The sequence below is a fragment of the Pseudomonas sp. GW821-FHT03C07 genome (assembly GCF_059420925.1).
Window position 1 is genome coordinate 291,098 of sequence record NZ_JBWKUQ010000005.1, and the last position, 22,143, is coordinate 313,240.

A 22,143-nucleotide genomic window follows, 5' to 3' on the forward strand; every position below is an offset into this window, starting at 1 on the left:
GCTCAGCGCAGCTCGTTCAAGGTGCTATCCAGGCGCTCGAGCAGCAAATCCGCATGCTCACGGGCAAAGACCAGGGGCGGGCGAATCTTGAGGATATTGGCCTTGGGCCCGGTTGAGCTGATCAACACCTGACGGCGGCGCATGCCATTGACGACCGCCGCGGCCGCCGCCGTTGCCGGGCTTTGCGTTTGACGATCGGCCACCAGTTCGACGCCGATGAACAGGCCTTCGCCGCGTACATCGCCAATGACTTCGTGATGCTCGGCCAGTTTGCGCAATCCCGCCTTGAGGTAGTTGCCGACCTCACGGGCATTGGCTTGCAGGTCTTCTTCACGCAGCACACGCAGTACCGCCTGCGCGGCCTTGCAGGACACCGGGTTGCCGCCGTAGGTATTGAAATAGCGTTGTTGGCGGCCGAATTGATCGAACAGTGCCGAGCGCCCGACCACGGCGGCGACCGGATGACCGTTGCCCATGGGTTTGCCGAGGGTGACCAGATCCGGAACCAACGCCTCACGGGCAAACCCCCAACGTTGTCCGCCGGTACGGCCAAAGCCGGGCTGTACCTCGTCGGCGATATACAGGCCACCGGCGTCACGTATGCATTGCGCGGCGGCGACCAGTTCGCCGTTGGCGGGGCTGAACACCCCGTCGCTGGAGAAAATGCTGTCCACCAGCAGCGCCGCGGGCTTGATGCCGTGAGCACGCATATCTTGCAACGCAGCTTTTACGCTGCCGACGAAATCCGCCGTTTTGCGATACGTGTCGGGTGCATCGACCAATCGTACATGACTGGCGGTCGGCAGGCCGGTGGCCAGCGACGGCGAAACGTCGGCCAGTGCGCTGGTCACGCCGTGGTAGGCCCAGCGGGTGACAATGATGCCGCTTCCACCGCTGTGGCCACGGGCGATACGCAGCGCCAGGTCGTTGGCCTCGCTGCCGGTGCAGGTCATGGTCAGGTTATCCAGCGGCGCGGGAAACTCGCTGAGCAGATCTTCGGCGTAATCCACGATCGAGGGGTGCAGATAGCGTGTGTGGGTATTGAGCTGGGCACTTTGCTCGGCAATGGCGGCGACCACGGCAGGGTGGCAATGACCGATGGACGCCACGTTATTGTAGGCATCCAGATAGGCTGTGTGGTCTTTGTCGTACAGCCATACGCCTTCACCGCGCACCGGCGCGAAAGGTTCTTCGTAGAACAGTCGATAGCTGGCGCCCAGCGCGCGTTGGCGCCGGCTCAGCAGTTCAGCGGTAGTGGACGAACTCATGGAACCTCCGGCGTGCAGGCCTGGATCAGGCTCTGGGTCAGCAGCCCTGCGGGCAGGGCGGTGAGGCATTGCAGATTGCGCCAACTGTTACGCAGGTTGCGCAGCACGTAGGTGCGGTTTTCCGGATACAGGCTGGCGCGCCATTGGGCAATGGTGATGGCCATGGCCATGCGCAGGGCGATCAGGTCGCCCAGCAACTCAAGCTCCTCGCGCTGCAACGGGATCCGTGCATGGTAGGCGGCGACAAACGCCTTGATCTGCCACAGCGGGTCGAGCGCAGCCGCGTCGAACTGGTAGGAAAGGGCGGTGCCCAATTCGTTGATCAGCGGGGCGTGAAGGGCATCGCCGAAGTCGATGATGGCGGCGACCCGGCTGCCGGTTTCGCCGTCGAGCATGACGTTATGGGGGTTCAGGTCGTTATGAATGACCTGTGCCCTGAGGCTGCCCAGGCGTGGCTTGACGTAGCTTTCGTGGCGATCCAGCAGCGCTGACACCAGGGGCAGTTGATCGGCTTCCAGGCAGTGCAGATAAGGCCTGACCCGTTCGGCGTGGCCGACATCCCAGAGCAGATTGCGGTGCGCGGCCGGGTGTTGGAAATCCTTGAGGGCAAGGTTCACTTCGGCCAGGGATGTGCCCAGTTGGTGCATCAAGGCCACGCTGGGCTGACCCAGATTTTGCGAGATACCGTTGAGGTAACTGACACTGCGCAGTGTCAGTTGCTGCTCGCCGACCCGGACTTCGGGCTCGACCTCGCCGTTGCGCGCCACCAGGACCCGCGGCACTGGCAAATGCGCACCGTGCTGCTCAATGTGCAGCAAGACCTGGGTCTGGAAACTGATAACGCTGGGGTCTTCGGCGGGGTTGATGAATTTCAGAACGAAGGCGCCGCGCGGGGTTTGCAGCAGAAAGTTGGTGTCACGTTCGCCATTCAGTCGCTTGAGCGTACCCTCAAGACCATACACCTGACGGGCGATGTCCAGCGCTGCGCGGCTATCGATACTCGGCGCTTGGGTCGTCATCACGTCGGCGCAGCACACGGGCCCCATGACCGCCTCAGACATGCTGGCCACCATTGACGTGGATCTCCGCGCCGTTCACGTAGGAAGCGCCGCTGGTGCAGAGAAAATAGATCAGAGAGGCGACTTCCTCAGGTTTGCCCAGACGGTTCATCGGCACCAGTCGTTCGACGATATCGGCGGTGCCTGGAGACAGAATCGCGGTGTCGATTTCGCCGGGGGCAATGGCGTTGACCCGAACCCCATGTGGGCCGAAATCGTAGGCCATTTCCCGGGTCAGGGCCGAAAGCGCCGCCTTCGAGGTGGCGTAGGCGACACCGGCGAAAGGGTGGACCTTGGACCCGGCAATGGAGGTAACGTTGATGATGCTGCCCTGGGCCGCTTTCAGTTCATCGAACAGACCCCGGGCCAGCAACGCGGTGGAGAACAGGTTGACGTTGAACACCTTCAACCAGGTGGCGTAATCGGTTTCCAGCACGCCGAGTCGGCTGCTCTCCGGGCCTTTTGGCGAGATGCCGGCGTTGTCCACCAAGGCATCCAGGCGCCCGCCGAGTTTGTCCTTGATGGTCGCCAGGCTGGCGCTGACGCTGTCGATGTCTTCCAGATCCAGGTGGATATGGTTGAGCAAACCTTCTGCCCAGGGACATTCAGCGACCCAGTTTTGCCGGGAGGCGGTGAAGACTTCCCAGCCCGCGGCATTGAAATGCTTGACCGTCGCATGGCCGATGCCGCGGCTGGCACCGGTTAACAGCAGCTTTCTTTTCACGCTCATGAGTGCACCTCTTCAGATTTGAAGTTTGATGCATCATGTTTTTAGGCGTGTCGAGTGTCAATAGGCCGGCGCACGAAAGTTTCGCTAGGCCGTCACTTCCTGGCTGACGGCGATGAACTCGAGCATTTTTTGATTGCCGTCGAGAATGTCGGTCTGAATCGCGTGCTTGGCGGCGGCGGGATCTTGTTGGCGCAGGGCGTTAAGCACTTCGACGTGGTGCTCGATGGCCATGGTCAAGGAGAAATGCACATACGCCTGGGCGATCAAGGGGCCGGCGCGCATCCACAGGCTATCCAGATAGCTGCGCAGTAACGGCATGCGTGCGGTTTCCGCGATCAGAAAATGAAACTCGCTGTTAAGGCGTAGCGCTTCAGGCAGGTCGTTCTGCTTGATGGCTTCAAGGTTGAGCTGGATGTTGGCGTCGATACGCTGCAGATCGTTTGAGGTGGCCAGCCGTGCGGCGGTTTCGGCGCCAAGGCCTTCGAGATTCAGGCGTAGCGTGCGGATTTCCAGATAGGCCGCGCTATCGAGCACGGGCACCCGGATGTCCTTTGGGGTCTTGAGCACCAACGCTTTCTCTTTTGCCAGTTGCAAAATGGCGTCACGCACGGGGGTGACGCTCGTCCCCAACTGACTGGCCAGCTCCCGGATACGCAGGCGGTCATCAGGCTTGAGGCCGCCGGTGATCAGCGCGTTGCGCAGTTGGGAATAGACGTTGCTGCCCAAATAGGTGTGAGTGATAGCGTCGAGAGGGTAAGACATGGATCACCGAGTGCATGGAAGCGTTTAGTCAAAGACTATACAACATGATGCATTAGGCTTTTTGCGAAAATTGGCGTTGCTCCTACCCACGCGCGGTTGCAGCATGGGCATAGACCGCGAGGCCCAGGGCGATTGACTGCTATTCTGACAGGCTCAAGTGCTCCAGCGCGGACTTGACCTGCGTCTGGCCATAGCGATGCGATGGGTATGCGCAACGGTCTGTTGGCCTTGCCCATCATCCGACTGACGCTAGACTTTTCCAGGCCAGGCATCTGGACCCGTTGAGCCGCCGTCAGGGGGGGGCGCGGACTCGATCTCAAGCCGCGCGTGCACCGCGGAGTGCATCTCATGCTCAGAAATGTGAGGCCTCTCGGAAAATCGCATAAACTACACGTCATCATTTCAACCACATGGAAGGGTTTCATGATCACAAAAGCGACCTCGTTTCTTAAAGGCGAGTGGGCCGATGCCACGCTCAAGGTCGGCCATGTGGTGCTTTTTGTGGCAGCGGTATGTATCTCATTGATCGCGATCAGCATCTGGGGGGTATTCAATTCTCTGGAGTATCACCTGCATGACAAAGAAATCGAGATGTCAAATCTTTCCAAGACCTTGTCATCCAATATCGCGGCGACACTGACTCAAGCAGATACCGTGATATTGGGCATTCAGGGGCAAGTGGAAGTCGAAGGCACCGGGGCGCAGACCTTGGAACGCTTGGGCGGCATACTGAAAAACCAACAAAAAAGCCTGCCGCAAGTCCATGGGTTTTTTATTTATGATGAGCAGGGGCGCTGGCTGTTCAATTCGAACGGTGCCGTGCCGTACGGCGTCAATAACTCGGATCGCGACTATTTTATCTACCATCGTGAGCATGCCAGCTTGGCGCCCTATATTGGCCCGGCGATACGCAGTCGCTCAACAAATGAATGGGTCATTACCATTTCGCGAAGGCTCAATCACCCGGACGGTAGTTTTGCCGGGGTGACCCTGGCCACGCTCTATCTTAAATATTTTCTCAGCCTCTATGATGGCATTGACATGGGCGCGAATGGCCTGATCAATCTGACCTCCGCCGCAGGGCATATCATCGTACGCAAACCCTTCCGCGAGATTGATATTGGCACCGATATTTCAACGGGAGAGATATTTGCCTTGTTAACCCCCGAGGTCAGCTCGGGCACCGCCACCATCCGATCATTTATTGACCATGCCGAACGGGTCATCAGCTTTCAACGGGTCAGTGGCTACCCTCTTGTGGTGATCGCCGCCTTTGATAGAAATGAAATACTGGCGGATTGGCGCAGCGAATCCTTTGCCAGTTTTCTTATATCAGCGGTGTTGCTAATTATTCTCAGCGTTCTTGGCTATCGACTGATAAGGCTTATGAGTCGGCAGTTGCAACTGCAAAAGGAGTTGCAGCGTTCTGAGGCAAACTATATCGAGGCCAACAAGGTGCTTGGGCAGTTGGCTCTCGAGGATGGGTTGACCGGTCTGCCCAATCGTCGCAAGTTTGACCTGTTTATCAATACGGAAGTCTACAAGGCAAGACGACGACCCGATGACGTTGCGCTGATCATGATCGATGTCGATCTGTTCAAGAAATACAATGACCATTATGGCCGTGTACAGGGCGATGAGTGTTTGAAAGTGCTGGGCGCTATCATCAAAAATAATATCTCTCGGGAAGGTGACCTGGCCGCCAGGTACGGTGGCGAGGAATTTGCCATCTTACTGTCGAACACCGACTATGTAGGCGCCTTTATCATCGCCGAGAGAATTCGCACTGAACTGGAGAGCAGTTCGATCCAACACAGCGAATCACCCGCCAAAGTCGTCACCATCAGCGTGGGCATCAGTGTTTTATCAGGCTCAAAAGGGGACACGCCCGAGAACTTGATCGATATTGCTGACAAAGCACTGTACGTGGCAAAAACCAACGGCAGAAATCGGACCGTCATTTCCAATCACCGGTCTGATACCTCGACTTGAGCTGATACGCCAGCGGGCGGCGTCGCTCAGGCGTTCGCCAACCAGGCCTGCTGGCGTGCCTGAACCGAAACCGCGGACTCACCCACCCGCTTGGCGTAGACGCCCGGCGCTGATCAGCAGGATGCGTGAGCGGGCGTTGATGCCAACCGTTGGGATTGGCGAGCAACATAACGGACTCCGTCAGGCAAGGCCGCGCCCATCACCACCGGTTTTTTGCCGGTAGCGCGTGGTTTCGGATGGGCATTACAACAGGATATTCAGGCGTCGCAGGACCACATCAAGGAGCACCTGGGCGCCCTTGATCAACTGATCGTCATCGGTGTGTTCGCGGGGGTTGTGGCTGATGCCTCCACGGCTGGGCACGAAGATCATCGCCGACGGCGCAATCCTTGCGATCATCTGCGCGTCGTGGCCCGCACCTGAGGTCATGCGCTTGTGGCTGAAGCCGAAGCGTTTGGCGGATGCCTCGATTTCGTCGGCCAGGCCGGCGTCGAATACCACTGGTTGGAAGCGCACCAACTCCGTGGTGCTGATATGCACGCCCTCGGCTGCCGAGATTTCGGCAAGGAAGCGCGAGAGCCGCTGTTCAGCGCGAACCAGTCGCGTTTCATCGGGGTCGCGCAGGTCCACCGTGAAGCTGGCCTTGCGCGGTATGACGTTGATCACGTTCGGCTCGAAGCTCATGCAGCCGACGGTGGCCAGGGTGGTTCCGTTCGCGTCCAGGGCGATCTTGCGCAGTTCGGCAACCACTGCGCTGGCCACATAACCGGCATCGTGCCGCAAGCGGGTCGGGGTGGTGCCCGCGTGGTTGGCATTGCCTTGCACGATCACCTGTTGCCAGGAGATCCCCTGGAGGTTTTCCACCACGCCGATCAAGGTATTCTCGGCTTCGAGGATGGGACCTTGCTCGATGTGCAGTTCCAGGTATTCGTGTGGAATGATGGAGCCTGGTTGCAGATCGCCGGCATAGCCGATGCGCTCCAGCTCGTCGGCGAGGCGGGTGCCGTCCGTGCCCAGGGTGGCCAAGGCCGCTTCGACCGACATTCCCCCGGCGTATACCAGTGAACCCATCATGTCCGGTTGATAGCGGACACCTTCTTCATTAGTAAAGGCCACGATGACAATGGCGCGTGGCGGCAGTCCACCTGACTCGCGGAAGGCACGGGCCACGGCCAGGCCCGCCAACACGCCATAACAACCGTCCAGTGCGCCGGCATTGGTCACCGTGTCGATGTGCGAGCCGATCATCAGGGGGGCTTGCCCGGCTTGGTCGTCAGCAGCGTGGAGCGTGCCGAAGAGGTTGCCAATACGATCAACCTGGATATCCAGATCCAATTCTTTCATCCAGGCCACGAGCTGGTCGCGTGCGGATTTGTCCGCATCGGTCAGCGCAATTCGGGTACGACCACCGTTCAGGGGGTCGGTACCCAGTTCGCCTAACGCACGGAGCTGCTGAAGAAGCATGGCGCCGTTCAGGTGAAGATCGGGAAGGGGGCTCATGGGCTCTCCGGGCGGCTGAAAGTCCAGCAGGTAGGTCAGTGGACTGCGGTTGTGGAGTCAATCTTATTTCAATGCGATGCACTTATTTATTGAATCTCGATGAGTAACGTCAAGGTAGGACTTGAGGTCCCGGCAACGTTTGAGTCATGGCCAGGCGGATTGTCAAACATCTGATTTACCCCGGGACAAACATCGCTACCGCCGCCGTCCCCATCACCGCCGTCGCTATCCAGCCCAGGACAATCAACGGCCGGCTCACCGTGAAATCACCCATCACCGATTTCTTCGACACCAGGATGATGATGACGACCATTAGCGGTACGGCAACGACCCCGTTGATCACCGCGCTCCAGAACAAGGCTTTCATGGGGCTGATGGGCGAATACTGGATGGCCAGCGCGGCGAGCACGCTGATGGCGATGATGCTGTAAAAGCCTCGGGCGTCGCGCACTCTGCGTTCGAGGCCTTCGTTCCAGCCCAGCGCTTCGGACAGGGCGTAGGCGCCGGAACCCGCCAACACGGGGACGCCGATCATGCCGACGCCCAGTATGCCAAGGGCGAAGAGCAGGTAGGCGAAATCGCCAGCCAGTGGTCGCAATGCGCTGGCGGCCTGCGCCGCGGTGTTGATGTCGGTCACCCCCGCCATATTGAGGGTCACGGCCGTCGCGAGAATGATGAAGTAGGCGGTGATGTTGGAGTAGAGCATGCCGCTCCAGGTGTCCCAGCGGATGCGTCGCAGCTCCTTGCGAGCGGTCCGCGAATCTTGGTTGAGCGGGACACTGTGGGGGTTTTTCTGCATGTCCTCGACCTCTTCGGAGGTCTGCCAGAAAAACAGATAAGGGCTGATGGTCGTGCCAAAAAGCGCCACGACGACCGCTGCGGCGCTGGCATCCGGAGTGAGTTGGGGCCAGACCGTATGTAGGGCCACCTGCTCCCACGGGATATGCACCGTAAACAGCACGGCGGCGTAAGCCAGCAGCGAAAGTGTCAGCCACTTCAGGAACACGACGTAGCGGTGGTAGGGGATGAACATCTGCAGTGCCAGCGTCCCGAACACGAAGATGGCGGTCATCAGATGCCGGTTGACGCCGCTGACCAGTTCCGCCACTTCGCCCATGGCCGCCACGTCGGCGGCAATGTTCAGTGTATTGGCGATAAGCAGTAGCAGCACCACGGCCTGGAGTACGAGCGGTGAAAATGCTGTTTTGATGTTGGCGGCCAACCCCTTGCCGGTCACTCTGCCCAGGTTTGCGCACATCAATTGAACGGCTGCCATCAAAGGAAAGGTCAGTGGCATCGTCCATAGCATGTTCAGGCCGAACTGAGCGCCCGCCTGTGAGTAGGTAGCGATGCCGCTGGGGTCGTCGTCGGCCACGCCGGTGATGAGTCCGGGCCCCAGCTTCGACAGCGGATGTTCTTTCAGGCGCCCCCAAAGGATCCGAAAAACATTCGCTCGGGGAGTGCCTTTGACATCCATTGATACACCTCAATAGTGCTGCGACGGGAGGAGAGTGGAGTGAGTGTCGCAGTCGAAGATGAACGGCTTCTACCTGCGATCAGCGTAGATGTCAAAGCAATCAAATAAGGGCGTCCGGTTGTTTCAGCGCCAGCACCCTGGTGAGCCATTGGACGTTCGCATCCGTGAATCCCCTCGGCCCGTACGACCTTGCGGGCGGCATCCAGGCTGGTTTGCCTGGTGTCTGTTGTGGCTATGATTTGTTTTCTACCTATCGATAGATATATGTTGACAGGAGATAGTGCGCGGCCTCACTGTCTACCTCCCGATAGATAGATAGCAGCGGAGTCAGCATGAAGATCTACGATATCCCCGGTTTTCCTAGCCCGTTACGTATTCGCGTGGTCATCGCCGAGAAAGCATTAGCCTCCAAAATCGAGTTCATCAAGATCGACTTGCCGGCGGCCGAACATAAGCAAAGCGCCTTTTTGGCGATCAACCCTACCGGCACGGTTCCGGTTCTGGAGCTGGATGACGGTACGTATCTGTCTGAGTGCACGGCCATTACCGAGTATCTCGACAACCTCGAGGGCAGTCCCACGCTCACCGGCATCACGCCGAAAGAGAAGGGGGTGATCCACATGATGCAGAAACGTGCCGATGACCAGCTTATCGACGCCATCGGCATCTACTTTCATCACGCCACCGATGGGCTCGGGCCTCAACTGAAACCCTATAAAAGCCCGGAGTGGAGCGACCGGGCCGTATGGGGTGAGCGGCATCGTGAGAAAGCCATCAGCGGCATGCGCTACTTCGACCAGGTCTTGAAAACCCAGCCATACGTGGCGGGCGATCAATTCTCGATGGCCGATATCACCGTTTGGGCCGGTCTGGTCTTCGCTGGTTTTGCCCAGATTGCGATTCCGGATGAATGCACGGCCCTGGTGGCCTGGAACGCCAAGGTCAGTGAGCGGCCAAGCGTAAAAAACCCGGCCTGATGTCTATCTGGAGCAAGGTCTAGGCGGACGTCAGGAAGTTCGCGATGCGGGCCTGGGGCAATGTGTTTGTCGTTACCGGTCCGAGCTGGACTTCAGAAAGGACCTCGTCGCCCTGAGCAGCTCATCGGCCAACGGTGAACCTGTGGTGGCGCGGGCCAATGTCATGGCGCCGACCATCAAGGTGTACTCCACCAGGGCGGTTTGTCTGGCGTGGTCTGAGTCAGCGTCATCCAGGGTGCCCTGGTAAGTCGCCAGCAACTGCTCCAGGCCTTCGACATAGCACTGTTGCAGCGTCGAGGGGACGGGTTCGTGGGCCAGGTCGCTGGCAAAAGCCAGCACCGGGCAGATCTCGGCGTCGTGTGCTCGCAGGCTGTCGGACAGGTAATTGTCGACGATGGCCTGGCGCGACTTGCTCTTTTTGCGATGAGCATCGACGCGTTCCCGCCAGGTCTTGGTGGCCTGCTCGAAGGCCTTGGCACAGGCTTCGTTGGCCAGGGCCTCCTTGGAGTCGAAGTGGCCATAAAAGCCGCCGTGGGTCAGCCCGCTGGCCTTCATCACCTCGTTCAAACTGACGCCGTTCATGCCGCGCTGGCGGAACAGCCGGCTGGCGGTTTCAGTGATGGTGACACGGTTCTGTTCGCTCTGTTTCCTGGATACCCTGGGCATGGTCGCCTCGCGTGATGCTGAAAATATATGTCAACGATCATACATGTCGACGAATCGACAGTCTTGCCAAGCAATAATACATGATGTAAAACATTTATTAAATAAAGGTCGAGCATAATCTATTTGGCCCTTCCCCCCGATGAAGCGCGGCCCGCCCCGCAAGCATAAGGAACACTCCATGTTGTCTAGATTGGTCGCAAACCGCCTGGCACGGCGCCAGGTTCACTATGGCTGGGTGGTCGCCGCCGTCACCTTCCTGACCATGCTGGTGATGGCTGGCGCCATGGGCGCGCCGGGTGTGTTCATCGTGCCTCTGGAGCATGAGTTCGGCTGGAGCAGCGCGCAGATCTCTTCAGCCCTGGCGATTCGTTTCATGCTGTACGGGTTGATGGGACCTTTCGCGGCGGCCTTCATGAACTACTTCGGTCTGCGCCGGGTCGTACTGGTGGCGTTGGCGATCGTGCTCGGTGGCATGATCGGTTCGATGTTTATGAACAGCTTCTGGCAATTGGTGTTGTTGTGGGGCGTGGTGGTGGGTGTCGGCACCGGACTCACTGCTATGGTGCTCGGGGCTACGGTGGCGACCCGCTGGTTTTCCCATCGTCGCGGCCTGGTGGTCGGGCTGCTTTCGGCCAGTTCCGCCACCGGCCAACTGCTGTTCATGCCACTGATGGCTTCCCTGACGGAGCACTATGGCTGGCGCTTGGCGCTGGGCTTGATCTGCGGCGCCATGGCGGTGGTCGTGGTGGCGGTGCTTGCGCTGTTGCGCGATCGTCCAGTGGACCTCGAATTGCCGCTGTACGGGGAGAAGGACGTGTTGCCGGCGCCTGCCCAACGGGGCAGTTTGCTGCAGATGCTGATAAGCCCGTTGAAGGTGCTGCGCGACGTGTCGGGCAGTTGGACGTTCTGGGTGCTGTTCCTCACTTTCTTCGTCTGCGGAGCCAGCACCAACGGGCTGATCCAGACCCACTTTATCAGCATGTGCGGCGATTTCGGCCTGGTCGCCACCAGTGCCGCGGGTATCCTGGCGATGATGGGGATCTTCGACTTCTTCGGCACCGTGGGGTCGGGCTGGTTGTCGGACCGCTTCGATAATCGCTGGCTGTTGTTCTGGTATTACGGCTTGCGCGGCATCTCGCTGATGATCCTGCCATTTACCGACTTCACCGTGTTCGGCCTGTCATTCTTCGCAGTGCTCTATGGCCTGGACTGGATCGCCACCGTGCCGCCCACGGTAAAACTGGTGGCGCAGAAATTCGGCGGCGAGCGGGCCAATATCGTCTTCGGTTGGGTGTTTGCCGGACATCAACTGGGTGCGGCCTTTGCCGCCTACGGCGCGGGGCTGACGCGGACTTTGCTGGCCACTTACATTCCGGCGTTTTTTATCGCCGGGCTGCTGTGCGTGATCGCGGCACTGATTGCCCTGTCGATACCGGTGGTGCTGAAAAAAACGCTGGCGCGTTCGCAATCTCCGGCCTAACGGGGCCAGCCAGGGCAACAAGCGTCCTGGCTGCTTCCGTTCACTCCCTTCAAACACTCAAGGCGAGATAGTCGGTGTAACCCTTCTGGCTGCCGCCGAAGAAGGTGCTGTTGTCCGCTTTGTTCAGCGGCGCATCGGCCTTCAACCGCTCGACAAAATCCGGGTTGGCCAGAACCATCTGACCGTAGGCTTCCATATCCGCCAGCCCGGTAGCCAGGTCGGCGCCAATCTGTTCCCGTGGGCGGCCAGGGCGGTTCACAATCAGAGTGTTGTTCCAGGCCTTGCGGATGTCCGCCAGCAGCGTGTCGTCGCCTTGATGCATGACGTGGAGGTAGGCAAGGCCCAGCTTGTTCAGTTCGGCCACCAGGTAGCGGTAGAGGTCCGGACCTTCTTCGCCTTCGTCAATGCCCCACAGGGTGATGCCCGGTGAGAGGCGAATGGCGGTTTTATCGGCACCGATTTCCTCGGCGATGGCGGTCGCAACCTCGATGGCAAAGCGTGCGCGGTTCGCGATGGAGCCCCCGTATTCGTCCGTTCGGGTGTTTGCGCTTGGCGCCAGGAACTGTTGGACCAGATAAGCGTTGGCGCCATGAATTTCGACACCGTCGGCCCCGGCTTCAATGGCCCGGCGTGCGGCGAGGCGGAAGTCGCCGACTGTCTGGCGCACTTCTTCAGTACTCAGTGCGCGTGGCACGGGGATGTCCTGCATGCCCGTGACGGTGAACATGGGGGTATTCGGCGCAATGGCAGACGGCGCCACACCCTGACGATGGTGGGGCGTGTTATCGGGGTGGGACATACGACCGGCATGCATCAACTGGATAAAAATATGCCCGCCTTGGGCGTGCACCGCGGCGGTGATTTTTTTCCAGCCGGCAACGTGCGCATCGCTATGGATCCCCGGTGTCGTAAGGTAGCCCTGACCATCGGCGGAAGGTTGTGTGCCCTCCGTGACAATCAGGCCGACGCTGGCGCGCTGGGCATAGTATTCGGCCGCCAGCTCTCCCGGCGTGCCATCGAATTCCGCGCGGCTGCGGGTCATGGGGGCCATGGCCAGACGGTTTGAAAAAGTCGCCTGGGCGACCTGTATGGGGCTGAAGAGTGAGCTCATGGTGCGATCCTCAAAAGTGTATGTTGCTGGAACCGCATCATCAGCCTTATTATTTTTGGGATAAATAGTGGTTTCTTGATTTAATTGATCCATTTGTGGAGCAATTGGCGTGGAATTTCTGAACGATATGGCGTTGTTTGTCGAGGTCGTTAAAGCGAAAGGATTTCGTGGGGCGGCCGAGGTGCTGGGCATGCCGAACTCCACTCTGTCACGGCGTATCAGTAGCCTGGAGAAGGCGATCGGTTTGCGCCTCCTGCATCGGACCACGCGCAAGGTCGAGGTGACTGAAGCCGGGCAGATCTACTTCGAGCGCTGCAAGCGGATTGTCGATGAGGCCCGGCTGGCCCATGAGCAGCTTGGCGAAATGCTCGCGCAACCCAGCGGTGTGCTACGGGTTTCATTTCCCGTGGACTTCGCGGTCACTTACCTGGCGCCCTTGATCGCCGAGTTCGCCAGCCTCTATCCGGGCATCAGCTTCGATTTCGACCTGACCTCACGGCGCGTCGACCTGGTGAGCGAGCCCTTCGACGTCGCCATTCGGATTGGTGAATCGGAGGACTCACAGTTGATCGCCCGACCCTTGACCTCCGTGGTGGCGTATTTGTACGCCTCGCCGCGTTATCTCGAAGTCTCGGGCGAGCCCCGCACACCGAGTGATCTCGAACGGCATCAGTGCCTGAGTATTCAGAAGGGCGGGAGCTGGACACTGAACGATGGCGTACAAACCCTCTCGGTAGCGGTGGGAGGGCGTTTCATGGTCAACAGCGTCGGGATGCTTCGGCGGCTTGCCGCGCTTGATCAGGGCATCGTGCTGATGAACGAGGAAATCATTGCCGATGAACTGCGTAGTGGCCAGCTTCGTCGTGTCATGCCCGAATGGAAGGGCAAACCGGTGACGGTCTATGCGGTGACCGAGACCCGATTACTGCCGGCCAAAACCCAGCGTTTCATTGAATTCCTTCGGGCGCGCCTGGAATAAGCGCGGCGGCCGTTAGGCCACAGGTGTGGACATCGGCTGTTCGGCTGCCTCCTGGTGATGAGTGGTGCCAATGAACATATACATGGCGGGCACCATGAACAGTGTCAGCAGGGTGCCGATCGAGAGGCCGGCGAAGATCACCAGGCCCATGTCGTGACGCCCGGCCGCGCCGGCACCGGAGGCCCAGACCAACGGGACCACACCCAGGACCATGGCCGCCGTGGTCATCAGGATCGGCCGCAAGCGTACCGCCGCGGCCTCTTCGATGGCCTCGCGCTTGCTGCGACCTGCGCGTTGCAGTTCGTTGGCAAACTGCACGATCAGAATCCCGTGTTTGGTGATAAGCCCGAGCAGGGTCACCAGGCCCACCTGGGTGTACACGTTGATCGAGGCAAAGCCCATGGTGATGAACGCCAGTGCGCCGAAGAGCGCCGGCGGCACCGAAAACAGGATCACCACCGGGTCGCGGTAGCTCTCGAACTGGAAGGCCAGCGCCAGGTAGACGATCAGGATGGAGAACAGCAGCAGGCCGACAAAGCCGCCCGACTCCTGGATGAACTGACGCGACTCACCCGATGCATCGGAGGTGTACCCCGAGGGGGCGACCTGGTTGAGGATAGTGTCCAGTTTCGTCAGCAGTTCACCCTGGGACAAACCACTCACGCCGGACAGGGTAGCCGAGTTGAGTTGCTGGAAGTGGTTGATGGACTCCGCCTCGGTCGACGTCTCGATATGGGCCACTGTGCGCGCCTGGATCATTGCCCCGGAAGGCGTGCGAATGTAGTAATCGAGAATCTGCTCGGGGTTGAGACGGTCGACCTGCAGTACCTGGGGAATGACTTTGTACGAGCGCCCGGCGGTGGAGAAGTAGTTCACGTAATTGCCACCCAGCGCCGCCGAGAGGGCTGCGCCGACGTCGGCCTGGGTCATCCCCAGGGTTGCGATCTTGTCACGGTCGACGATCAGCTTGGCCTGCGGCTTGTCGATCTTCAGGTCCAGATCGGAGAACCAGAACAGCTGTTGCTTCTGGGCCTCGGTCATGACCGCCTGGGCCACTTCATTCAGGTTCTCGACCGACTCCGTGGTGGTAATGACAAACTGCACCGGCAAGCCTTGGGCGCCCGGCAGCGACGGCAGTGGAAAGGCCGCCATCTTGGCGCCGGCCACCTGGTTCCACTTCTGTTGCAGGTCCAGTATCAATTCTGCTTGCGAACGGGTGCGCTGTCCCCAGGGCTTGAGCAGCACGCCGCCAAGCCCGGAGTTGAGTGACGGCACCCCGGTCAGCTGGAACATCTGCGCGTACTCGGGCTCGGTTTTGGCGATCTGGAAGGCCTGGTCAGCCAGCCGTTCCATCTGCTGCGGGGAGGCTGTCGGCGCCCCCTTGACCTGCATGAACACCAAGCCCTGGTCTTCGGTCGGCGACAGCTCGCTCTTGGCCGTCATGCCGCTGGCGGCCACCAGCAGGAACAGGATAAAACCAAAGGTGACCAGCACCGGCCAGCTATTCAGCCCGGCTGACAGCACCCGGTGATATCGCTTGCGTAACCGGTCGAAATAGCGATCCAGCAGGCGGGCAAATCGACCCTCTTCCTGCCCTGATTTGAAGAGCCGTGAGGTCATCATCGGCGAGAGACTCAGCGCCACCACGGCCGACACGGTCACGGCACCGGCCAACGAGAAACAGAACTCCTTGAACAACGCACCGGTGAGACCGGTGCGCAGTCCGATGGGAACGTACGCGGCAATCAAGACCACGGTCATCGCGACAATCGGACCGCCGAGTTCCCTGGCGGCGACCATGGCGGCCTCCAGTACCCCTTTGCCTTCTTCCTTGATATGGCGGTCGACGTTCTCGACCACAATAATCGCGTCATCGACCACCAGGCCGATGGCCAGTACCAGTGCCAGCAGGGTCAGCAGATTGATCGAGTACCCCAGCAGGAACATGATGAAGAAGGTCCCGATCAGCGACAGCGGTATCGCCACCAGTGGCACAATCACCGCGCGAAATGAGCCGAGGAACAAATAGATGACGATCGAGACGATGATCATGGCTTCGACGAGGGTCTTCACCACCTCGTAGATCGAGGTATTGATGAACTCCGTGGAGTCGTAGACGATCTCGCCCCTGACGCCGCTCGGCAGTTGCGATTGCAGGTCGGGGAAGGCCTTCCTGACGCTGGCGGCGACCGTCAGGATGTTCGCATTGGGCGCCACTTTGATGCCGATGAACACCGAGCGCTTGCCGGAGAATGCGACGCTGGTGTCGTAGCTTTCCGCGCCCAGGGTGACCGTGGCCACATCCTCCAGGTGCACCAGCGCATCGCCGTTCTGCTTGATGACCAGTTGTTTGAATTCATCCACGGTGTGCAAATCGGTACCGGCGGTCAGGTCCACCGTCACCATCTGTCCTCTTGTCGAACCCAGGGCGGACAGATAGTTGTTGTTTGACAAGGCGGCGGAAACGTCCTGCGCCGAAACGTTGTGGGCGGCCAGCTTGCCCGGATCCAGCCAGGCGCGCATGGCGAACTGGCGCCCGCCAAGAATCTCGGCCGTCTGCACGCCTTCGATCGAATCGAGCTTGGGCTTGACCACCCGCAACAGGTAATCGGTGATGTTGTTGGTGGGCAGTACATCGCTGTAGAAGCCCAGGTACATGGCATCGGTGGTCTGTCCAACCGCCACCGTGAGTACCGGCTCCTGGGTCTGCGCCGGCAGCTGGTTCTTGACCGAGTTGACCTGGGTGTTGATCTCCGTCAGCGCCTTGCTGGCCTCGTAGTTGAGCCGCAGGGTCGCGGTAATGGTTGAGATCCCGGTAATGCTCGAGGACGACAGGTAATCAATACCCTGGGCCTGGGCGATGGCCGATTCGAGCGGTTGGGTGATAAAACCGGCCACGGTGGCCGCGTCCGCACCGTAGTAGCTGGTGGTGATGGTGACCACTGTGTTTTCGGTGCGTGGCCACTGGTTGACCGGCAGCCCGAAGATCGATCGCAGCCCCAGTATCAGGATAAACATCGAGACGACAACGGCCCAGACCGGTCGCTTGATGAAGATATCGGTGAGTTTCATGGGCGCGCAGACCTATTGTTCTTGTGGCTTCGGCGACGCGTCGTTCAAAGGCGCGCCCTGACTGTCGATTTTCACCGGTGAACCGTTCTTGAGCTTCATCTGGCCACTGGTGATCACCTGGTCGCCTTCCTTCACGCCGGAGAGGATGGCCACCTGGTCACCGCGGGTTGGCCCGGTCTCGATGAACGTTTGCTGCGCGGTGAGCACCTCGTTGCCCTGGTCGCTCTTCTGTACGGCGATAAAGACCGTCGTCCCATAAGGGTTATAGGTGACGGCGGTTTGTGGCACGGTGAGGTAGCGCTGCTTCGCGCCGGACTCCACGACGGCCTGGGCGAACATGCCCGGCACCAGGCTTTGTTTCGGATTCTCGACGGTGGCTTCAACGACAACGTTGCGTGTGGTCGGATCGAACCTGGTGTCGATGGCCGTGACCTTGCCGGCGAAGGTTTGCTTGGGCAGGCCGCCAGCCGTGACCGCGACCGCCTGGCCGAGGGAAATCGCTGCCAGCTGCGCTTGCGGTACGTTGAAGTCGATGTAGATGGGGTTGAAGGTTTGCAGGGTCGCGATCTTGTCGCCGGGGTTGAGGAATTGACCGGGATTGACACTGGTGATCCCGATCTTTCCGGCAAAGGGCGCGCGGATGGTTTTCTTCGCCAGCAACGCTCGTTGTTGCTCTGCCGCCGCCACTTTCGCCTTCAGGTCGGCGTCGTCCGCTTCGACTTGGGCTTGGGACACCGCGTTCACCGCCAGTTGCGCCTTGTCGCGCTTGAGGACCGTTGCGGCCAGGTTGGCGGTGGCTTCGAGCGAGTGAAGTTGGGCGATGTCCGAGTCCGCATTCAACTGGACCAGCAGGTCGGCGGCCGCCACTTGCTGGCCCGGCTTGAAGCCGATAGTGCGAACGATACCGCCGACCTCGGTGGTGACATCGACGCCCCGTACGGCCTTTATCGAGCCCACGGCGGAAACGCTCGGCTGCCAATCGGCAAGCTCGGCCCGGATGACGGTTACCACGGCGGCTGGCAGCGGGATTTTTGATTGGGCGATCAGCTTCGATATCTGGCTGAACTTCACGCCGGCGATGATCGCAACGATCACCAGCACCACCCCGATCATGACGAGCATAGGCTTGAGCAACCGTCGTTTACGGGCACCGCCAGGTTCGTTCGGCGGGGTCGATGGAGAAGCGGCGATCTTGGCGTCGGCCATGGTTTTTCTCACTGTTTCAATAACGCTCAAGGCTTCCCACGGAGGCAGGGGCCACATCGGTTCGGTTCCACCAGCCACCGCCCAGTGCCTGGAAGAGGGCGGTGGTGTCACTGTAACGGGCGCTTTGCGCCCTGACGCGGGTGAGTACCGCGTTCTGATAGGTCTGTTGCGCGGTCAACAGATTCAAATAGGCCACGGCACCCAGTTGGAACTGCGCCTGGGCCAGCGTCAGGCTTTCGTGGGCAGCCTGTTCGGCCAGCACTTGCTGGTTGAGGGTGTCGGCGTCGGCTTCCAGTGCCCTGAGTGCGTTGGCGACATCCTGGAAGGCGCTGATCACGGTGCCGCGATAGCGCGCGGCCGACTCATCATAGGCGGCCACGGCGGCCTGCTTGCGATGTTTAAGGGTGCCGGCGTCAAAGATCGTCTGGCTGACCGAGCCGGCGAGACTCCAGAACCCCGTCCCCGACGAGAACAGCCGGGTGCCGCTCAGCGCACTGGAGCCCAGTGTTCCGCTGATGCTGAATTGCGGCAGTTGATTGGCAACGGCCACGCCGATATTGGCGCTGGCCTGATGCAGTTGCGCCTCGGCGGCGCGCACATCCGGTCGCTGCTCGACGATGCTCGAGGGCAGGCTGAGCGGTAACCGCTCTGGCAGGTGGAGGGAGGCCAGGTCGAAACTCTCGCCCTGATCCTGATTGGGAAAACGGCCGAGATAAGCCATCAATTGGTTACGGGTTTGCGCGAGCTGCTTTTGCAGGGGCGGCAAGGTTGCGCGGGTTTGCGCGAGTGCCGCCTGCTGCGTGAGCACATCGGTATTGGCGATTGCCCCCAGCCGCCGTCGCGACTGCAGGAGATCAAGCTGATCGTTCTGCAGCCGGATGAGTTCCTGGGTGGCGGTCACCTGGTCGCGCAGGGAGGCCAGGGTGATGGCTGTGTTGACGACATTCGAGGTCAGTGTCAGGTAGGTCGCTTCCAGTTGGTAGCGCTCATACTCGGCCTGGGCCGTGGACGATTCAATCTGGCGACGGCCACCGCCGAACACGTCGGCGTCGTAAGAGACGCTCAGCGAGGCTGAATTGACAGTGAGAATCCGCGCGGGCAAACCAAAAGTGCTGGCGGTCGACGGCAACTGTCGCGTCCTGGACGCACTGCCGCTCAGGGAGGGAAACAGCGAGGACTGCTCGGCGTAAGCCAGTTCGTTGGCCTGATGGAGGGCCGCTTGCGCGGCGGCCACATCCGAATTGGCCTTCAGCGCCTCTTCCACCAGCGCGTTCAGGGCTGGCGAGCGGAACAGCGTCCACCATTGGCCGGGGATATCCATGCCTTCGACCAGTTTTTGCGCCGCGCCTCCTGCCGCCACATCGGCCGAGGCGGTCGTCGTCAGCTTCTCCCGTGAATAGCCGGCATCTTTGGCCGTGCTGGGCCGAACAAAGTCCGGGCCTACGGCACAGCCTGTGAGCATGGCGACGCAAAGCACGCTCGCAGGCGCAAGAACCTGCCAGGTGCGAGAAGTCGCCTGCCGCTGGGGTTGCTCTTTCATGGGCTCTCTAATCAATTAGTCAGTTGTATGAATAGATCAAGCCTGTGCCCTTTGCCTCCTTGCACCAGGGGTCATGCGCAAAATTCGGGGGAGGGCGGCGCCGCGCTCAAGGCGCCACTGCTCATCAGCAGCCTAGTTCTTGAGTTAATGACCGGCAAGTCAAGTGAATGTTCCCGTGGGCGCGAGCCAGCGCTTGAGACGTTGCTGCAAGTGCATGGGATAACGAGCCCGCCCGATCACTGGCTGCATTGCGTGATTCGCCCTTACAACCCCTGGCTGCTGCGAATCAGGTCATAGGCCCGGCGTACCAGTGGGTTCACGGTATTGGGCCGGATCCACAGGTGATAGGTCACATCCGGCAAGCGCGGCAAACCGTCGTTTTCCCCCAGTACCCGCATATCCGGCCCCAGCAGCTCCATGCTGCGCGGTGTCACGCCGAGCCCGGCGCGAATCGCTGCCTTGATGCCGATCAGGTTCGAGGCCAGGTACGCCTGGCGCCAGGCGATGCCTTCACGTTCCAGTGCTTCGATGGCATAGCGTCGGTAGATGCTCGGCTCTTCCACCAGGATCAGCGGCAACGGTTCGCTGGGGACGTGGATGTACTGCGCCGAGCAGATCCACCAGACCGGTGAGGTGCGCAGGGCAAAACCTTGCAGGCGCGAGTCCTCGCGGGTGGAGATGACCATGTCGATCTTGCCCCGGTGCAGGTCCTCCATCAGGTACGGGCTGCGGCCCACATCGATTTCCAGGCGCAGGCGCGGCGCCGAGCGGGCGATATGGCTGAGGATCGGCGGCAGGATGGTGTCGGCGATATCGTGAGGGGAGCCGATACGCAGCACGCCGCTCATATGGTTTTCCTGCAGCGAACTGAGCGCCTCGTCATTCAGCGACAGCAATTGCCGGGCATGGCGCAGCAACTGGCGCCCCGGCTCGGTGAGCTGCTTCTGGCGCCCCTGTTTCTGGAACAGGCCGACGCCCACCTGCTGTTCCAGGCGTTGCATCTGCTGGGTCACGGACGATTGCGTGCGCGCCAGGTGCTGGCCGGCTTCGGCAAAACTGTGATGGTCTACCACCGCGACGAAGGTGCGCAGCAGTTCCAGGTCCAGGGTCGGAGAGGGCATGGCGGCTCGAATTCATATCAAGGACGTTCGCCAATAGATTACAGATCCTGATGTATTTGGCGAGTCGAAAATATGGGGGATGCTTAAAGATCCAGTAAACAGGGCTTATACCGTTTTTCTAAAAAGCTAATAACCAGAAAGTTATAACAATATTAGATATTTGAATTTCCGTTCGCGCCTGGTGCTCCCTAGCATGCGTAGCCACCAGGTCGGGATACGCCGATTGTCATCAAGGGGATAGTCATGTCGTTCAAGCGCACACCGGGCCAACGCCTGCTTCCTGCTTTTATCGGCGCCGTGCTGGCGTTGGGGGCGGTGAGTGCGGTCCAGGCCGACGCCACCCTGGACAAGATCGAGCAGCGCCACACATTGGTGGTTGGCGTGCTGCTGTCCGGCGGGCCCTTCGGTTCCATCGAGCCGTCGACCCAGGCGCCCAAGGGCCTCAATGTCGACCTGGCCAATGCCCTGGGCAAGGACCTGAAGGTCGATGTTGAGCTGGTGCCGGTACTGCCGGCCAACCGCGTGCAGTTCCTGCAGCAGGGCAAGGTCGACCTGCTGATCGCCAATATGGAATGGACGCCGGAGCGTGACGGTCAGTTGGGCCATGTGCCGACGCCGTTTTATAAGGTTGGCGGTACCGCGGCAGTATTGAAGGACAGCAAGATCAGCCGTTGGGAAGACCTCAAGGGGCAGCCGGTGTGCACCTCCCAGGGCAGCAGCTACGTCAAGCCGTTGAGCGAGTTGGGGGCCCAGTTGAAAGCCTTCAAGAGCTCGTCGGAGTCCTTGTTGGCGCTGCGCGGCAACAACTGCGTGGCGGCGGTCCATGACGCGACGCTGATCAATCCGCTGCTGGCGGGCAATCCGGAGTGGCAGGAATATCGCGCCATCACCCCGGAGCTGAACCCGGCGCCGTCGGTGATCTGGACCCGCCAGGGCGAAGTCGACACCCAGAAGCGCCTGGACACGGTGGTCCAGGGCCTGCACCGCAGCGGCTGGCTGATCGAGGCCGAGAGCCGCAATCAGATTTCTCCGAAGTCGCCGGCGCTGGTGGAGCTGCATAACCAGTTCAAGGGTTGATCGTACCTGCAATGTTTTTTGGCGCTCTTGCGGCCCCCTTCGCGGGCAAGCTCCGCTCCCACATTGTCCGAGTGAGCCTGAAGGGGCTGCGGACACTGCAACCTGTGGGAGCGAAGCTTGCCGGGAC

The 22,143-nt window shown here is 60.3% G+C and carries 17 protein-coding genes; 5 read left to right on the forward strand and 12 right to left on the reverse strand.

All coding sequences use genetic code 11. From position 1 onward, the window contains the following. Positions 1-2: 2 nt before the first annotated feature. The 4 genes from AC07VG_RS13085 to AC07VG_RS13100 form a co-directional block, all read right to left on the reverse strand. Positions 3-1,268: an aspartate aminotransferase family protein gene (locus AC07VG_RS13085; protein WP_495021307.1), complete on the reverse strand. Its 1,266-nt coding sequence runs from the start codon at positions 1,266-1,268 to the stop codon at positions 3-5. Then, positions 1,265-2,329 (reverse strand): phosphotransferase, encoded by a 1,065-nt coding sequence (locus AC07VG_RS13090; protein WP_495021308.1) that lies wholly within the window; start codon positions 2,327-2,329, stop codon positions 1,265-1,267. Before AC07VG_RS13090 ends, AC07VG_RS13085 begins: the two co-directional genes overlap by 4 nt. Continuing rightward, positions 2,322-3,056 (reverse strand): SDR family NAD(P)-dependent oxidoreductase, encoded by a 735-nt coding sequence (locus tag AC07VG_RS13095; RefSeq protein ID WP_495021309.1) that lies wholly within the window; start codon positions 3,054-3,056, stop codon positions 2,322-2,324. The genes AC07VG_RS13090 and AC07VG_RS13095 overlap by 8 nt, the downstream gene beginning before the upstream one ends. Positions 3,057-3,140: 84 nt before the next feature. Continuing rightward, positions 3,141-3,818, reverse strand: a complete 678-nt coding sequence (locus tag AC07VG_RS13100; protein ID WP_495021310.1) for a GntR family transcriptional regulator — start codon at positions 3,816-3,818, stop codon at positions 3,141-3,143. 423 nt (positions 3,819-4,241) lie between these two features. On the opposite strand from AC07VG_RS13100, the gene AC07VG_RS13105 reads away from it, so the two are divergent. Next, positions 4,242-5,810, forward strand: coding sequence for a sensor domain-containing diguanylate cyclase (locus AC07VG_RS13105; protein ID WP_495021311.1), 1,569 nt, complete (start codon positions 4,242-4,244; stop codon positions 5,808-5,810). 243 nt (positions 5,811-6,053) lie between these two features. Here the strand turns inward: AC07VG_RS13105 and AC07VG_RS13110 are convergent, their stop codons facing one another. Together AC07VG_RS13110 and AC07VG_RS13115 are read right to left on the reverse strand one after the other, a co-directional pair. Further along, positions 6,054-7,310 (reverse strand): Zn-dependent hydrolase, encoded by a 1,257-nt coding sequence (locus AC07VG_RS13110; protein WP_495021312.1) that lies wholly within the window; start codon positions 7,308-7,310, stop codon positions 6,054-6,056. 175 nt (positions 7,311-7,485) lie between these two features. Next, a complete protein-coding gene (locus tag AC07VG_RS13115; RefSeq protein WP_495002136.1) occupies positions 7,486-8,787 on the reverse strand; it encodes an NRAMP family divalent metal transporter in 1,302 nt (433 codons plus the stop codon). A gap of 332 nt (positions 8,788-9,119) precedes the next feature. Here AC07VG_RS13115 and AC07VG_RS13120 point away from each other — a divergent pair, with 332 nt between their 5' ends. Further along, positions 9,120-9,764 (forward strand): glutathione S-transferase, encoded by a 645-nt coding sequence (locus AC07VG_RS13120; protein ID WP_495021313.1) that lies wholly within the window; start codon positions 9,120-9,122, stop codon positions 9,762-9,764. Between the two features lie 72 nt (positions 9,765-9,836). On the opposite strand, the gene AC07VG_RS13125 is transcribed toward AC07VG_RS13120, so the two are convergent. Further along, positions 9,837-10,430: a TetR/AcrR family transcriptional regulator gene (locus tag AC07VG_RS13125; protein WP_495002138.1), complete on the reverse strand. Its 594-nt coding sequence runs from the start codon at positions 10,428-10,430 to the stop codon at positions 9,837-9,839. Positions 10,431-10,608: 178 nt separating this feature from the next. On the opposite strand from AC07VG_RS13125, the gene AC07VG_RS13130 reads away from it, so the two are divergent. Further along, entirely contained in the window at positions 10,609-11,910 is a 1,302-nt protein-coding gene (locus AC07VG_RS13130) for an MFS transporter (RefSeq protein WP_495002139.1), read from the forward strand. A 49-nt stretch (positions 11,911-11,959) separates the two neighbouring features. Here the strand turns inward: AC07VG_RS13130 and AC07VG_RS13135 are convergent, their stop codons facing one another. After that, positions 11,960-13,021, reverse strand: coding sequence for an alkene reductase (locus tag AC07VG_RS13135; RefSeq protein WP_495002140.1), 1,062 nt, complete (start codon positions 13,019-13,021; stop codon positions 11,960-11,962). A gap of 109 nt (positions 13,022-13,130) precedes the next feature. On the opposite strand from AC07VG_RS13135, the gene AC07VG_RS13140 reads away from it, so the two are divergent. Beyond that, positions 13,131-14,000, forward strand: coding sequence for a LysR family transcriptional regulator (locus AC07VG_RS13140; RefSeq protein WP_495002141.1), 870 nt, complete (start codon positions 13,131-13,133; stop codon positions 13,998-14,000). 12 nt (positions 14,001-14,012) lie between these two features. Here the strand turns inward: AC07VG_RS13140 and AC07VG_RS13145 are convergent, their stop codons facing one another. The 4 genes from AC07VG_RS13145 to AC07VG_RS13160 form a co-directional block, all read right to left on the reverse strand. After that, a complete protein-coding gene (locus tag AC07VG_RS13145; RefSeq protein ID WP_495021314.1) occupies positions 14,013-17,072 on the reverse strand; it encodes an efflux RND transporter permease subunit in 3,060 nt (1,019 codons plus the stop codon). Positions 17,073-17,084: 12 nt separating this feature from the next. Beyond that, positions 17,085-18,194, reverse strand: coding sequence for an efflux RND transporter periplasmic adaptor subunit (locus tag AC07VG_RS13150; protein WP_495002233.1), 1,110 nt, complete (start codon positions 18,192-18,194; stop codon positions 17,085-17,087). A gap of 100 nt (positions 18,195-18,294) precedes the next feature. After that, complete coding sequence (locus tag AC07VG_RS13155) at positions 18,295-19,818, reverse strand: efflux transporter outer membrane subunit (RefSeq protein ID WP_495002143.1); 1,524 nt, start codon at positions 19,816-19,818, stop codon at positions 18,295-18,297. Positions 19,819-20,081: 263 nt separating this feature from the next. After that, complete coding sequence (locus AC07VG_RS13160) at positions 20,082-20,939, reverse strand: LysR substrate-binding domain-containing protein (RefSeq protein WP_495002144.1); 858 nt, start codon at positions 20,937-20,939, stop codon at positions 20,082-20,084. 243 nt (positions 20,940-21,182) lie between these two features. Here AC07VG_RS13160 and AC07VG_RS13165 point away from each other — a divergent pair, with 243 nt between their 5' ends. Then, a complete protein-coding gene (locus tag AC07VG_RS13165) occupies positions 21,183-22,016 on the forward strand; it encodes a transporter substrate-binding domain-containing protein (RefSeq protein ID WP_495002145.1) in 834 nt (277 codons plus the stop codon). Positions 22,017-22,143 lie beyond the last annotated feature (127 nt).

Excerpts from the sequence above, each read along its gene's own strand:
- AC07VG_RS13085 (WP_495021307.1), bottom strand. The coding sequence starts at position 1,268 with ATGAGTTCGTCCACTACCGCTGAACTGCTGAGCCGGCGCCAACGCGCG.
- AC07VG_RS13090 (WP_495021308.1), bottom strand. The coding sequence starts at position 2,329 with ATGTCTGAGGCGGTCATGGGGCCCGTGTGCTGCGCCGACGTGATGACG.
- AC07VG_RS13095 (WP_495021309.1), bottom strand. The coding sequence starts at position 3,056 with ATGAGCGTGAAAAGAAAGCTGCTGTTAACCGGTGCCAGCCGCGGCATC.
- AC07VG_RS13100 (WP_495021310.1), bottom strand. The coding sequence starts at position 3,818 with ATGTCTTACCCTCTCGACGCTATCACTCACACCTATTTGGGCAGCAAC.
- AC07VG_RS13105 (WP_495021311.1), top strand. The coding sequence starts at position 4,242 with ATGATCACAAAAGCGACCTCGTTTCTTAAAGGCGAGTGGGCCGATGCC.
- AC07VG_RS13110 (WP_495021312.1), bottom strand. The coding sequence starts at position 7,310 with ATGAGCCCCCTTCCCGATCTTCACCTGAACGGCGCCATGCTTCTTCAG.
- AC07VG_RS13115 (WP_495002136.1), bottom strand. The coding sequence starts at position 8,787 with ATGGATGTCAAAGGCACTCCCCGAGCGAATGTTTTTCGGATCCTTTGG.
- AC07VG_RS13120 (WP_495021313.1), top strand. The coding sequence starts at position 9,120 with ATGAAGATCTACGATATCCCCGGTTTTCCTAGCCCGTTACGTATTCGC.
- AC07VG_RS13125 (WP_495002138.1), bottom strand. The coding sequence starts at position 10,430 with ATGCCCAGGGTATCCAGGAAACAGAGCGAACAGAACCGTGTCACCATC.
- AC07VG_RS13130 (WP_495002139.1), top strand. The coding sequence starts at position 10,609 with ATGTTGTCTAGATTGGTCGCAAACCGCCTGGCACGGCGCCAGGTTCAC.
- AC07VG_RS13135 (WP_495002140.1), bottom strand. The coding sequence starts at position 13,021 with ATGAGCTCACTCTTCAGCCCCATACAGGTCGCCCAGGCGACTTTTTCA.
- AC07VG_RS13145 (WP_495021314.1), bottom strand. The coding sequence starts at position 17,072 with ATGAAACTCACCGATATCTTCATCAAGCGACCGGTCTGGGCCGTTGTC.
- AC07VG_RS13150 (WP_495002233.1), bottom strand. The coding sequence starts at position 18,194 with ATGCTCGTCATGATCGGGGTGGTGCTGGTGATCGTTGCGATCATCGCC.
- AC07VG_RS13155 (WP_495002143.1), bottom strand. The coding sequence starts at position 19,818 with ATGAAAGAGCAACCCCAGCGGCAGGCGACTTCTCGCACCTGGCAGGTT.
- AC07VG_RS13160 (WP_495002144.1), bottom strand. The coding sequence starts at position 20,939 with ATGCCCTCTCCGACCCTGGACCTGGAACTGCTGCGCACCTTCGTCGCG.
- AC07VG_RS13165 (WP_495002145.1), top strand. The coding sequence starts at position 21,183 with ATGTCGTTCAAGCGCACACCGGGCCAACGCCTGCTTCCTGCTTTTATC.